Origin of the sequence: Mycolicibacterium smegmatis, assembly GCF_001457595.1 — a bacterium.
In the GTDB taxonomy this organism is placed as follows: Bacteria; Actinomycetota; Actinomycetes; order Mycobacteriales; family Mycobacteriaceae; genus Mycobacterium; species Mycobacterium smegmatis.
In genome coordinates, this window is record NZ_LN831039.1 from 3,048,964 (window position 1) to 3,061,495 (window position 12,532).

Genomic DNA, 12,532 nt, shown 5'->3' on the forward strand with positions numbered 1-12,532 from the left:
TCAACTCAGCAGCTTTTCCGAGACCAGCCAGTCGCGCGCGACGATCGCCGGATCGTCGCCGTCGCTGTCGACTCTGGCGTTGAGCGCCATCATGGTCTCGTTGGTGAGCCTCGGGCTGAGCTCGCCGAAGATCTCACCGAGTTCGGGGTGCGCCCGCAGCAGATCGGTGTTCACCACCACGGACAGGTTGTACAGCGGGAAGAATTTCCGGTCGTCGTCGAGCACACGCAGATCCAGCGCGGGGATGCGGCCGTCGGTGGTGTACACCTCACCGAAATTGCAGTCGCCGTCGGCCGTCGCGGTGTAGATGACGCCGGTGTCCAGATGGGTCACGCGCCCAAGGGCGTCGGGGGACAACCCGTAGGTCTGCAGCATCGGCACGAACCCGTCGTTGCGGCTGGCGAATTCACTCTCCACGCAGAACGTCAGCTCGTTGCGGGGAAGCTCGGCGAGATCGGACAGCTTGGTCACCCCGAGCCGCTCGCCCTCGGCTTCCCGGATGGCGAAGGCATAGGTGTTGTTCATCGGTGCGGGCGGCAGCCACGTCAGGTTGTTGACGGCGTCGGCCTCGTTGACGGCCTGCCACTGCGCGGTCGGATCGGGGATGGGCTTCTCGTTGCCCATGTAGTTGATCCAGCCGTTGCCGGTGTACTCCGGTGAGACGGTGGCGCTGCCGTTCAGCATGGCCTGCCGGACGCCGAAGCTGCCCGGGGTGTTCGTCATGTTGGTCACCTCGGCCCCTGCCGCGTTGAGCACTATCGAGACCATGTTGCCCAGGATGAGCTGTTCGGTGAAATCCTTGGCGGTCACCGTGATCGGCACGCCGTCGAGCGAATCGTAATGCCGGATGGCGCCCGGTTCGGCGTCGAGCACGGTGCCGCTGGCCGAACGCAGCCCGCAACCGGCGAGCGTCGTGGTGAGCACGAGCGCCGCGGCGAGAAGTTTGCGCGTCATCCCAGCCCCTTGGGGGCCGCGAGCATCTCGACCACCCGGGCGAGCCAGTCGATGAACAGCGCCAGCGACGCGACCAGGATCGCGCCCACCACGAGCGTCGTGGTCTGCTGCAACCGGATTCCGACCGTGATGAGCTGACCCAACCCGCCGCCACCGGTGAACGCGGCCAGCGACGCGGTACCCACGATGAGCACCAGCGCGGTGCGCACACCCGCGACGATCACGCGCAACGCCAGCGGCAACTCCACTTTCAGCAGCGCCGAGAACGACGACATCCCCATGCCGCGTGCGGCTTCCACGAGCCGGGGGTCGACGCCGTCGAGGCCGATGACGGTGTTGGCGATGATCGGCAACGCGCCGTACACCGTCAGCGCCGCGATCGATCCGGTTGTGCCGATCCCGAACAGCACCGCGCCGAGCGCGATGAGCCCGATCGCCGGGGCGGCCTGACCGAAACCGGCCACGGTGATGATCGGCTTGGCGTACCGCCGCATCGAACCCCGGGTCAGCGCGATGCCCAGCGGGATCGCCAGCACGCACGTGAGAACTGTTGCCGCGACACTGATCACCATGTGCTCGCGCAACAGCGTCAACAGGTTGCCGATCCCCAGCGCGCGCCGCTCGGATTTGGAAACGTCGGCGACCTTGACGTAGAGCAGCGAACCGGCCACCGCGGCCACGCACACCAGCGGCTGGATCAGCCAGCGGCCCAGCCCCAACCGGGACGAGGGTTCGGCGGGGAGCGCGACGCCTTCGGTGTCGGGTGCGGTGGTGGTCACGGCATCGGACCCGTCGGCGAGGTCTGCATGTCCGGCATCGCGTCCATGATGGTCTCGACCCGGATGACGCCCTGGTAGGCGTTGCGCCGCCCGGTCACCACCACCACGCCGTGCGACGAGGTGAGCATCACGTCGAGCGCGTCGTTGAGAGTCGAGGAGGTGCTGACCTTTTCGAGATTCTCGTCGCGCGTGACGCGCTCGAGGGAGTGCGCGTCGGAGAGATCGGACAACGACAACCACCGCAGCGGGCGGTCGTGCTGATCGAGCACGATCACATGCTCACGGTCGATGGCCTGCGCGGTCCGGATGGCCTCGGCGGGATCGTCACCGACATGCGCGACGGCCGCCTCGTGCAACTCGACGTTGCGCACGCGCGTGAGGGTGAGTTGCTTGAGCGCCGCGCCGTGCCCGACGAAGCCGCGCACGAAATCGTCGGCCGGGTTGGCCAGGATCTCCTCGGGCTTGTCGTACTGCACGATCCGGGAGCCCTCGGTGAGGATCGCGATGCGGTCACCGACCTTGACGGCCTCGTCGAAGTCGTGCGTGACGAACACGATGGTCTTGTGGAGTTCGTCCTGTAGCCGCAGCAGTTCGTCCTGCAGGTGCTGACGCGTGATCGGATCGACCGCGCCGAACGGCTCGTCCATCAGCAGCACCGGAGGATCGGCCGCCAGCGCCCGCGCCACCCCGACCCGCTGCTGCTGGCCGCCGGACAGTTCGCGCGGGTAGCGGTCGCGGTACTGCGCCGGTTCGAGATTCACCAGATCGAGCAGTTCGTCGACGCGTGCGGCGATGCGCTGCTTCTCCCACTTCAGCAGCCGCGGCACGATCGCGATGTTCTCGCCGACCGTGTAGTGGGGGAACAGCCCCGCGCCCTGGATGACATAGCCGATGTGGCGGCGCAGTTCGTCGGGATCGCGGTGTGTCACATCGTCGTCGCCGATCAGGATGCGGCCGCTGGTCGGTTCGATCAGGCGGTTGATCATCTTCATCGTGGTGGTCTTGCCGCACCCCGAGGGGCCGACGAGCATGACGATCTCCCCGGCCGGGAACTCGATGGTGATGTCGTCCACGGCCGCAGGGCCTTTCGCGTCGTAACGCTTGGTCACGCCGTCGAGCAGGATGCGCACACCGCTGGTCTGGGTGGCGACGGGATCGCCGGAAAGCGCCGGGTCAGACACGAATCCCCCTCGGAGTGGTCAGGCGGGTGATGATGTTGAGCACGGTGTCCAACACGACCGCCAGGATGAGGATGCCGACGGTGCCCGCGACGATCGAGTTGGTGGCGTTGGCGCCGCCGGTGCGCGAGATCCCGGAGAAGATGTAGCCCCCGAGACCGGGACCGAGTGCGTACGCGGCGATCGCGGCGACACCCATGAGCATCTGGGCCGAGACCCGCACCCCGGTCATGATCACCGGCCAGGCCAGCGGGATTTCCAGTCGCAGCAGGGTGGACAGTCGGCTCATACCCATGCCGCGCGCGGATTCGATCAGTGCGCGGTCCACACCGCCGAGACCCACCAGCACGTTGCGCAGGATCGGCAGGAAACCGAAGAACACCAGCATGATCACCGACGGCAGCACCCCGATGCCGATGAACGCCACCAGCACGCCGAGCAGTGCGTACGACGGAATGGTCAGTCCCACCGAGGTGAGCGTGTTGCCGATCGCGCTGGCCCACGGCGAGCGGTAGATCAGCACGCCGACGACGAGTGCGGCGGCCGTGGCGATCAGCAGGGTCTGCACCACGAGGCTCATGTGCTGATAGGCGAGGAACGACAGAACCGCCCACCGGTCCTGCACGAATTCGACAAAGCCCATGAACTGTCAGCGCCTCCCGATCTTGAACGTCGCCGACCCTGTACCCACCGTCGGCCGCCTTCAAACACCCGTGTTACGCGGGTGAGCGCGGATCCCGTGAGGTACAACCATGCCAGCGAATCGAGAGCCGGAGGACCGATGACCACGACCAGCCGCGACAAGCGCGGGCCGATCACCCGGAACGTGCTGGGATCCAGCGCCGCCGAGGCATTCGTCCTGTTCGCGATCGCCACCATCCTGGTCACCCGGCTTTACCTGGAGCTGACCGGCTATCCGCAGATCGGCGGCGGCAACCTGCACATCGCACACGCCCTGTGGGGCGGTGCGCTGATGATGGTGGCGTTGCTGATCGGCTGGCTGGTGCTGGGTTTTGGCGCCCGGATCGCGGCGGTCGTGCTGGGCGGCATCGGCTTCGGCCTGTTCCTCGACGAGGTCGGCAAGTTCGTCACGAAGGACAACGACTACTTCTACGGCCCGGCCGCCGAGATCATGTACATCTTGGTGGTCCTCATCCTGGTGGGGGCCCGCGTGGTGCGCGGCGTCAGGCCGTTCACCGCGCGCGAGTGCGTCGCGTCGGCCGCGTCGATAGCCGCCGACGGTGTCGCCCGCGGGCTGGCGCGGCACCGCCGCGACGTGGGCCTCACGCTCGTCGAACAGGCCCGCGAACTGGGCGCCGACCCCGACGAGCTCGAGCACATCCGCGCGCTGCTCATCTCGGCCCATCCCGCGCCCGAGCGCCTCTACCGGATGCAGCAGAAGCTGCCACGGCTGATCCCCGGGTTCTTCCGCAGCCCACGATGGGTTCCGGTGCTGGGGTGGCTGCTGGTGCTGGGCTCGGTGGCGGGTGTGCTGTTCGGGGTGCTCGGCATCGTGATCGGCGACCACCTCTTCGAAGAGGGCGACGTCACCTTCCACGTCGCCGGTGCCACGCCGTCGTCGATCATCCTGCTCGCCACGGCCGTCATCACCTCGGCGCTGGCACTGCCCGCGATGATCGCGCGACACCGCACCGACGCGGTGTGGCCGCTGCGCTGGCTGCGCAATGCGGCGCTGGCGTTCACCTTCCTCAACGCGCTCGTCGATTTCGCCACGGAAGGCTTTGGCGCCCTTGCGAACATGTCCATCGGGCTGTTCACCCTGGCCATCCTGACCTATCAACTGGACCAGGCCGTGGTCCGGCAGGGGCTGGAAGAGGACGCCGCCCCGTCGAGCGTGCGCTGAGGGCGGTGAGCGGCGGGCAATCCCGCCCTGGGCGCACAGTCGATGGCAAGGGTCGCGGCCGGCAGGCAATACGGTGGAACCGTGGCCAGCCAGACCGATCCCGCGAGCAAGCACGCCGGCGGAGGGTTCAACCCGCCGGAACCGACCACGCGCGGCGGACCTGATTACGGCAGGTTCGTCGAGGCCGTGCGCACCCTGCAGGACCACGCGAAGGCGGCCGATGCCCCCGACGAGGTGTTCACCGAGGCCGCCGGGCTGATCGAGAAGGTGTCGGCGCTGCTCGCGCCGTACGACGCCGACGAGTGGAGCTCGCCGTCGGGCCGCCGCCTCGACCTGCCCAACCGGGGCAACGTCAGTTCGGTGCCGGTGAACCTCGACGTCGAGGACGGCCGGATCGTCGGAACCGCGTACTTCCGCCGCTTCCACCTGGGCCGCAACGGCGCGGTGCACGGGGGAGCGCTGTCGCTGATGTTCGACTCGCTGCTGGGCTTCACGGCGGCCAAGCTGACCCACAGCCGCCATCAACGCACGGCCTATCTGCATGTCAACTACCGCAAGATCGCGCCGATCGAAAAGGAACTGCAGGTCGAGGCCGGTATCGACCGGATCGAGGGCCGCAAGATCTTCGTCACGGGGCGGCTGTGTGACGGCGCCGACGTGCTCACCGAGGCCGAGGCGCTGTTCGTGCGGCTCAAACCGGGCCAGCCATGAACGTCAAGGAGAAGCTGTCGGAGTACCGGGATCAGTGGGTGCACCAACGTGAGCGTCTGCGCAAGCGCCCGCTGGCCAACTTCGTCTACCGGAGCGTCATCGGCGTCGTCGGCACTGTGGTGCTGGCCGTCGGCGTCGTCGCGATCCCGTACCCGGGCCCGGGCTGGGCGATCGTGTTCCTGGGATTGGCGATCCTGGCCACCGAGTTCCGGTTCGCCGAGGTCGCGCTGCGTTTCATCCGGCGGCGCTACGACGAGGTGATGGCGTGGTTCGCGCGGCAGCACATCGCGGTCAAGGCGCTGAGCGCGGGGTTCACCGCGGCCGTCGTCCTCGCCACACTGTGGGGGCTCGGCGCGCTGTACTGGGCCGGTGGCCTGGTCGGATTCGAACCCGCGTGGCTCAAGAGCCCCATCGGCATCGGCTCGTAGACGTCGCGCCCCGGCAAGCACCCGGCAGCAGGACCGATAGCATAGTCGCGTTCGCCCTAGTCCCTGCCCATAGGAGAAGCCCCGATGACCGCCGTCGCCAGTTCCGCCCCCGCAGCCCCTATCCGGGTGCCTGCCGGGACCACCGCGGGCGCGGCGGTTCGTGAAGCCGACCTGCCCGGCCGTGGCGCACCCGATGCGATCGTGGTGGTCCGCGACGCCGAGGGCCGGCTGCGGGACCTGTCGTGGACCCCGGACACCGACGTCGAGGTGACCCCGGTCGCCGCCGACACCGAAGAGGGCCGCAGCGTGATCCGCCACTCGTGCGCCCACGTGCTCGCGCAGGCCGTGCAGGAGCTGTTCCCGCAGGCGAAGCTGGGCATCGGCCCGCCGATCACCGACGGTTTCTACTACGACTTCGACGTCGAGGAGCCGTTCACGCCCGAGGATCTGGAGCGCCTGGAGAAGCGCATGCGCCAGATCATCAAGGACGGGCAGCTGTTCTCGCGGCGCGTGTACGAGTCCAAGGACGCCGCGCGCGAGGAACTCGCCAACGAGCCCTACAAACTCGAACTCGTCGACGACAAGTCGGGTGACCCCGACGTCATGGAGGTCGGCGGAGACGAGCTGACGGCCTACGACAACCTCAACGCCCGCACCAAGGAGCGGGTGTGGGGCGACCTGTGCCGTGGCCCGCACATCCCGACCACCAGGTACATCCCGGCGTTCAAGCTGACCCGCAGCAGCGCCGCGTACTGGCGCGGCGACCAGAACAACGCGAGCCTGCAGCGCATCTACGGCACCGCGTGGGAGTCGCAGGAGGCGCTCGACCGTCACCTCGAGCTCATCGAGGAGGCGCAGCGCCGCGACCACCGCAAGCTGGGCGTGGAGCTCGACCTGTTCAGCTTCCCCGACGAATTGGGTTCTGGCCTACCGGTTTTCCACCCCCGCGGTGGTGTGGTGCGACGCGAGCTCGAGGACTACTCGCGGCGTAAGCACCTGGAGGCGGGCTACGAGTTCGTCAACACCCCGCACATCACCAAGGAACAGCTCTACGTCACCTCGGGCCACCTGGAGTGGTACGCCGACGGCATGTTCCCCGCGATGCACATCGACGCCGAGTACGACGCCGACGGGCAGGTGCGAAAGCCGGGACAGAACTACTACCTCAAGCCCATGAACTGCCCCATGCACCACCTGATCTTCCGGTCGCGTGGGCGTTCGTACCGCGAATTGCCGTTGCGGCTCTTCGAATTCGGCTCGGTGTACCGCTACGAGAAGTCCGGCGTGGTGCACGGGCTGACCCGCGTGCGCGGCATGACCCAGGACGACGCGCACATCTACACCACGCGTGAGCAGATGCGTGACGAGCTCACGCGGCTGCTGGAGTTCGTGCTGAGCCTGCTCAAGGACTACGGCCTCGACGACTACTACCTGGAGCTGTCCACCAAGGACCCCGAGAAGTACGTGGGCTCCGACGAGATCTGGGAGGAGGCCACCGAGACGTTGCGCGAGGTGGCCGAGGCCTCGGCTCTGGACCTGGTGCCCGACCCGGGCGGTGCGGCGTTCTACGGGCCGAAGATCTCGGTGCAGGTCAAGGATGCACTGGGCCGCAGCTGGCAGATGTCGACCATCCAGCTCGACTTCAACATGCCTGACCGCTTCGAGCTCGAGTACACCGCCGCTGACGGCAGCCGCCGGCGCCCCGTGCTGATCCACCGCGCCCTGTTCGGCTCGATCGAGCGGTTCTTCGGTGTTCTCACCGAGCACTACGCGGGCGCGTTCCCGGCGTGGCTCGCGCCCGTGCAGGTGGTGGGTATTCCGGTGGCCGACGCACACACCCCGTACCTGGAAGAGGTTGCCGCGCAACTGAAGTCGCGTGGGGTCCGGGTGGAGGTGGACTCCAGTGACGACCGGATGGCGAAGAAGATCGTCAACCACACCAACATGAAGGTGCCGTTCATGCTGCTCGCGGGCGACAAGGACGCCGAGGCCGGCGCCGTCTCATTCCGCTTCGGTGACCGCACCCAGATCAACGGTGTGCCGCGCGACGAGGCCGTCGAGATGATCGTGAAATGGATCGCCGACCGCGTCAACGAGGTGCCGACCGCCGAGACGGTGAAGGCGGGCGCCGCGAAGTGACAGGGGATGTGACCGATCCTGACGAGCGGCAGATCGTGGACCGCGGCGTGGGTGAACCCGATCACCTGCAGCGGTTGTGGACGCCGCACCGGATGAGCTACATCGCCGAGGCGCCTATGAAGAAGCGCGGCGAAGGCGGCTCGGCGGGTTCGGCGGAACCTTTCACCGACATCCCCGAGATGCCCGACGAGGAAGGCCTCATGGTGGCGCGCGGCAAGCGCGTCTACGCCGTGCTGAACCTGTACCCGTACAACCCGGGCCACCTCATGGTGGTGCCCTACCGGCGGGTGTCGGAGCTCGAGGACCTCACCGAGGACGAGAGCTCCGAGCTGATGGCGTTCACGCAGAAGGCGATCCGCGTGATCAAGGCGGTATCGCGCCCGCACGGCTTCAACGTGGGGCTCAATCTCGGCTCGTCGGCGGGCGGCTCGCTGGCCGAGCACCTGCACATGCACGTGGTGCCCCGCTGGGGTGGCGATGCCAACTTCATCACGATCATCGGCGGCTCCAAGGTCATCCCGCAGCTGCTGAAAGAGACCAGGCAACTCCTGGCCACCGAGTGGGTCCGGCAGGACCGGCTCGCGGCCGGTACCGACGGAAAAGACGGAAAAGCGCCCACATCGTGAGCAATGTGTACCTGATGACCCGCGCGGCCTACGTGAAGCTTTCGAGGCCGGTGGCCAAGGCGGCCCTGCGGGCCGGCCTGACACCCGACATCGTGACGCTCGCAGGCACCGCGGCGGCGGTCATCGGGGCGCTGACACTCTTCCCGATCGGGCAGTTGTGGTGGGGCGCGGTGGTCGTCTCGTTCTTCGTGCTCGCCGACATGCTCGACGGGGCCATGGCCCGCGAGCAAGGCGGGGGCACGCGCTTCGGCGCTGTGCTCGACGCCACGTGCGACCGACTCGGTGACGGCGCGGTCTTCGCGGGCCTGACGTGGTGGGCCGCGTTCGGCCTCGACAGCCCGTCGCTCGTCGTCGCGACGTTGATCTGCCTGGTCACCTCACAGGTGATCTCCTACATCAAGGCGCGCGCCGAGGCCAGCGGATTGCGCGGCGACGGCGGCATCATCGAGCGGCCCGAACGGCTGGTGATCGTCCTGATCGGCGCCGGCCTGTCCGATCTGCCGTTCTTCCCGCTGCCGTGGACGCTGCACGTCGCGATGTGGGTGCTCGCGGTCGCCAGCGTGGTTACGCTGCTGCAACGCGTGCACGCCGTGCGCACGTCACCGGGTGCGATGGAACCGCTGCACCCGGCCAACGGCGAGAAACCGGAGACGAGCGAACCGTGACACTTTCCGGCCGCATCCCGCTCGGCGGGCAGGTGACGGACTTGGGGTATGCGGCCGGCTGGCGGCTGGTGCGCGCCATGCCGGAAGCAATGGCGCAGGGCGTGTTCGGCGCAGGCGCGCGCTACGCGGCCCGCAACGGCGGGCCCGAACAGCTGCGCCGCAACCTGGCCCGCGTCGTCGGTAAACCGCCCGCGGACGTCCCCGACGACCTGATCCGTGCGTCGCTCGCGTCGTACGCGCGCTACTGGCGCGAGGCGTTCCGGCTGCCCGCGATGGACCACGGCCGGCTCGGCGAGCAGCTCGACGTCATCGACATCGACCACCTGTGGTCGGCGCTGGACGCCGGGCGCGGGGCCGTGCTGGCGCTGCCGCACAGCGGGAACTGGGACATGGCCGGGGTGTGGCTGGTGCAGAACTACGGCCCGTTCACCACGGTCGCCGAACGCCTCAAACCCGAATCGCTGTACCGCCGCTTCGTCGAGTACCGCGAGAGCCTGGGCTTCGAGGTGCTGCCGCTGACCGGGGGAGAGCGCCCGCCGTTCGAGGTGCTCGCCGAACGCCTGACCGACCACCGGCCGATCTGCCTGATGGCCGAGCGCGACCTCACCCGCAGCGGCGTGCAGGTCGACTTCTTCGGCGAGGCCACCCGGATGCCCGCGGGGCCCGCGAAGCTCGCCATCGAGACCGGTGCGGCCCTGTTCCCCGTGCACTGCTGGTTCGAGGGCGACGGCTGGGGCATGCGCGTCTATCCCGAACTCGACACCTCGTCGGGCGACGTCACGGCGATCACGCAGGCGCTCGCCGACCGGTTCGCCGCCAACATCGCAACCTATCCCGCCGACTGGCACATGCTGCAGCCGCAGTGGATCGCCGATCTGTCCGACGAGCGCCGCGCACGGTTGGGAACCTGACATGCGTATCGGGATGGTCTGCCCCTATTCGTTCGACGTGCCGGGTGGCGTGCAATCCCACGTGCTCCAGCTCGCCGAGGTGCTGCGCGACGCCGGGCACGAGGTGAGCGTGCTCGCGCCTGCCTCGCCGCACGTGAAGTTGCCGGACTACGTGGTGTCCGGGGGCAAGGCCGTGCCGATCCCGTACAACGGCTCGGTGGCGCGGCTGCGGTTCGGGCCGGCCACGCACCGCAAGGTCAAGAAGTGGATCGCCGAGGGCGACTTCGACGTGCTGCACATCCACGAGCCGAACGCGCCGAGCCTGTCGATGCTCGCACTGCAGGCCGCAGAAGGGCCCATCGTCGCGACGTTCCACACGTCGACCACGAAGTCGTTGACGCTCAGCGTCTTTCAGGGCATCCTGCGGCCCTATCACGAGAAGATCATCGGCCGCATCGCGGTGTCGGACCTCGCGCGCCGCTGGCAGATGGAGGCGCTCGGTTCCGACGCCGTGGAGATCCCCAACGGTGTCGACGTCGCATCGTTTGCCGACGCGCCGCTTCTCGACGGGTACCCGCGTGAGGGACGCACCGTGTTGTTCCTGGGCCGGTACGACGAACCGCGCAAGGGCATGGCGGTGTTGCTCGCCGCGCTGCCCAAACTCGTCGCGCGATTCCCCGACGTCGAGATCCTCATCGTCGGACGCGGCGACGAGGACGAGTTGCGCGAACAGGCCGGCGACCTTGCGGGACATCTGCGCTTCCTGGGCCAGGTCGACGACGCCACCAAGGCCTCGGCGATGCGCAGCGCCGACGTGTACTGCGCGCCGCACCTGGGCGGGGAGAGCTTCGGCATCGTGCTCGTGGAGGCGATGGCGGCCGGGACCGCGGTGGTGGCCAGCGACCTGGACGCATTCCGGCGCGTGCTTGCCGACGGCGACGCCGGGCGTCTGGTGCCCGTCGACGACGCCGAGGGCATGGCCGCCGCGCTCATCGAGATACTCGAGGACGACCAGCTGCGCGCGGGCTATGTCGCGCGGGCGTCCGAGCGGGTCCACCGCTACGACTGGTCGGTGGTGTCCGCCCAGATCATGCGGGTGTACGAGACGGTGTCAGGGGCGGGGATCAAGGTGCAGGTCAGTGGCGCGGCGAACCGTGACGAGACGGCCGGAGAATCGGTCTGATGAGCCTGTGGATCGTCATCACCCTCGTCCTTGTTCTGGTCGTGGCCCTGGCGCTGCTGGGCGGGTGGGCATACCGGACCGCCAACCGGCTCGACCGGCTACACGTGCGGTACGACCTGTCGTGGCAGGCCCTCGACGGTGCACTGGCGCGCCGTGCGGTGGTGGCGCGGGCCGTCGCGGCCGACGCCTACGGGGTCGGCCCGCAGGGCAAGCGGCTGGCCGAACTGGCCGACGTGGCCGAGCATGCGCCGCGGTCGGCGCGTGAGGCCGCCGAGAACGAGCTCTCGGCCGCGCTGGCCGCGGTCGACCTCTCGGCGCTGCCGGTGGCGCTGGTCGCCGAGCTCGCCGACGCCGAGGCGCGCGTGCTGCTGGCCCGGCGGTTCCACAACGACGCCGTGCGCGACACCCTTGCGCTCCGCGAACGTCCCGCCGTGCGCATGCTGAAACTGGGTGGAAGGGCCGCGCTGCCAACGTATTTCGAGATCGCCGAGCGACCCGAGGCGCAGAGCGATGTGGGCTCGCTGAGCCGTCGCACGTCTGCGCGCGTGGTGCTGCTCGACGAGACCGGGGCCGTGTTGCTGCTGCGCGGCAGCGATCCCGCACGCGAGGATCCCGACGTGCCCGCACCCCGGTGGTGGTTCACGGTGGGCGGCGCGGTGCAGAAAGGCGAGGACCTCGCCGAGACCGCGGCGCGCGAACTGTTCGAGGAGACCGGCCTGCGGATCGAGCCGTCGGCACTCGTCGGCCCCGTTTGGCGACGTGAGGAGATCATCGACTTCAACGCGTCGGTGGTGCGCAGCGAGGAGTTCTTCTTCGTCCACCGCACGCAACGGTTCGAGCCTTCTGCGGTCGGGCGCACGGCCCTGGAGCGGCGCTACATTCACGGTCACCGGTGGTGCAATGCGACAATGATCGCCGAGTTGGTCGCCGGCGGCGAGGCCGTCTACCCGGTACAGCTCGGGGAGCGACTGGCCGAGGCCAACGACCTGGCCTCCGGGGACGCCCGGGTGCCAGCGCGGGAGAGCTCGCTCGGCGAGCTGCCCGCCATCCGCTGAGAGACCGATCTCTACGGATTTAATAGTTTTGAGAGCTCGATTACACTGATTCAGTAGCAA

At 68.5% G+C, this 12,532-nt stretch carries 13 protein-coding genes; 9 read left to right on the plus strand and 4 right to left on the minus strand.

Annotated features, from left to right (window positions below; all coding sequences use genetic code 11):
- From AT701_RS14670 to AT701_RS14685, 4 genes are read right to left on the minus strand one after another with little or no spacing between them, the layout of a single operon-like run.
- On the minus strand, positions 1-954 hold the full coding sequence (locus AT701_RS14670) for a glycine betaine ABC transporter substrate-binding protein (protein WP_058126093.1): 954 nt from the start codon (positions 952-954) through the stop codon (positions 1-3).
- Positions 951-1,673 carry an ABC transporter permease gene (locus tag AT701_RS14675; RefSeq protein ID WP_223496132.1) on the minus strand — a complete coding sequence of 241 codons (723 nt, stop codon included), beginning with the start codon at positions 1,671-1,673 and terminating at the stop codon, positions 951-953. Before AT701_RS14675 ends, AT701_RS14670 begins: the two co-directional genes overlap by 4 nt.
- Before the next feature lie 56 nt (positions 1,674-1,729).
- Positions 1,730-2,914, minus strand: a complete 1,185-nt coding sequence (locus AT701_RS14680; RefSeq protein WP_058126095.1) for a betaine/proline/choline family ABC transporter ATP-binding protein — start codon at positions 2,912-2,914, stop codon at positions 1,730-1,732.
- Positions 2,907-3,554, minus strand: coding sequence for an ABC transporter permease (locus AT701_RS14685; protein ID WP_058126096.1), 648 nt, complete (start codon positions 3,552-3,554; stop codon positions 2,907-2,909). The genes AT701_RS14680 and AT701_RS14685 overlap by 8 nt, the downstream gene beginning before the upstream one ends.
- Positions 3,555-3,692: 138 nt before the next feature.
- On the opposite strand from AT701_RS14685, the gene AT701_RS14690 reads away from it, so the two are divergent.
- From AT701_RS14690 to AT701_RS14730, 9 genes are all read left to right on the plus strand, one after another.
- On the plus strand, positions 3,693-4,775 hold the full coding sequence (locus AT701_RS14690; protein WP_058126097.1) for a hypothetical protein: 1,083 nt from the start codon (positions 3,693-3,695) through the stop codon (positions 4,773-4,775).
- A gap of 42 nt (positions 4,776-4,817) precedes the next feature.
- A complete protein-coding gene (locus AT701_RS14695; RefSeq protein WP_014877536.1) occupies positions 4,818-5,486 on the plus strand; it encodes a PaaI family thioesterase in 669 nt (222 codons plus the stop codon).
- Entirely contained in the window at positions 5,483-5,914 is a 432-nt protein-coding gene (locus tag AT701_RS14700; protein WP_011728698.1) for a TIGR02611 family protein, read from the plus strand. The genes AT701_RS14695 and AT701_RS14700 overlap by 4 nt, the downstream gene beginning before the upstream one ends.
- An 84-nt stretch (positions 5,915-5,998) precedes the next feature.
- A complete protein-coding gene (thrS, locus tag AT701_RS14705) occupies positions 5,999-8,053 on the plus strand; it encodes a threonine--tRNA ligase (RefSeq protein ID WP_058126098.1) in 2,055 nt (684 codons plus the stop codon).
- A gap of 8 nt (positions 8,054-8,061) precedes the next feature.
- The gene (locus AT701_RS14710) at positions 8,062-8,679 is read left to right on the plus strand and encodes an ATP adenylyltransferase (protein WP_058126099.1); all 618 of its coding nucleotides are present in this window, start codon (positions 8,062-8,064) and stop codon (positions 8,677-8,679) included.
- Positions 8,676-9,344 carry a phosphatidylinositol phosphate synthase gene (gene pgsA / locus AT701_RS14715; protein ID WP_011728701.1) on the plus strand — a complete coding sequence of 223 codons (669 nt, stop codon included), beginning with the start codon at positions 8,676-8,678 and terminating at the stop codon, positions 9,342-9,344. Before AT701_RS14710 ends, pgsA begins: the two co-directional genes overlap by 4 nt.
- On the plus strand, positions 9,341-10,255 hold the full coding sequence (locus AT701_RS14720; RefSeq protein WP_058126100.1) for a phosphatidylinositol mannoside acyltransferase: 915 nt from the start codon (positions 9,341-9,343) through the stop codon (positions 10,253-10,255). Before pgsA ends, AT701_RS14720 begins: the two co-directional genes overlap by 4 nt.
- Before the next feature lies 1 nt (position 10,256).
- Positions 10,257-11,417, plus strand: coding sequence for a phosphatidyl-myo-inositol alpha-mannosyltransferase (gene pimA, locus AT701_RS14725; RefSeq protein WP_058126101.1), 1,161 nt, complete (start codon positions 10,257-10,259; stop codon positions 11,415-11,417).
- Entirely contained in the window at positions 11,417-12,472 is a 1,056-nt protein-coding gene (locus tag AT701_RS14730) for an NUDIX hydrolase (protein WP_058126102.1), read from the plus strand. The genes pimA and AT701_RS14730 overlap by 1 nt, the downstream gene beginning before the upstream one ends.
- Positions 12,473-12,532: the final 60 nt, after the last annotated feature.

Bases quoted from the DNA above. Each gene is read 5' to 3' on its own strand.
- AT701_RS14700 (WP_011728698.1), top strand. From the start codon at position 5,483: ATGAACGTCAAGGAGAAGCTGTCGGAGTACCGGGATCAGTGGGTGCAC.
- AT701_RS14730 (WP_058126102.1), top strand. From the start codon at position 11,417: ATGAGCCTGTGGATCGTCATCACCCTCGTCCTTGTTCTGGTCGTGGCC.
- thrS (WP_058126098.1), top strand. From the start codon at position 5,999: ATGACCGCCGTCGCCAGTTCCGCCCCCGCAGCCCCTATCCGGGTGCCT.
- AT701_RS14695 (WP_014877536.1), top strand. From the start codon at position 4,818: ATGGCAAGGGTCGCGGCCGGCAGGCAATACGGTGGAACCGTGGCCAGC.
- AT701_RS14685 (WP_058126096.1), bottom strand. From the start codon at position 3,554: ATGGGCTTTGTCGAATTCGTGCAGGACCGGTGGGCGGTTCTGTCGTTC.
- AT701_RS14690 (WP_058126097.1), top strand. From the start codon at position 3,693: ATGACCACGACCAGCCGCGACAAGCGCGGGCCGATCACCCGGAACGTG.
- AT701_RS14670 (WP_058126093.1), bottom strand. From the start codon at position 954: ATGACGCGCAAACTTCTCGCCGCGGCGCTCGTGCTCACCACGACGCTC.
- pimA (WP_058126101.1), top strand. From the start codon at position 10,257: ATGCGTATCGGGATGGTCTGCCCCTATTCGTTCGACGTGCCGGGTGGC.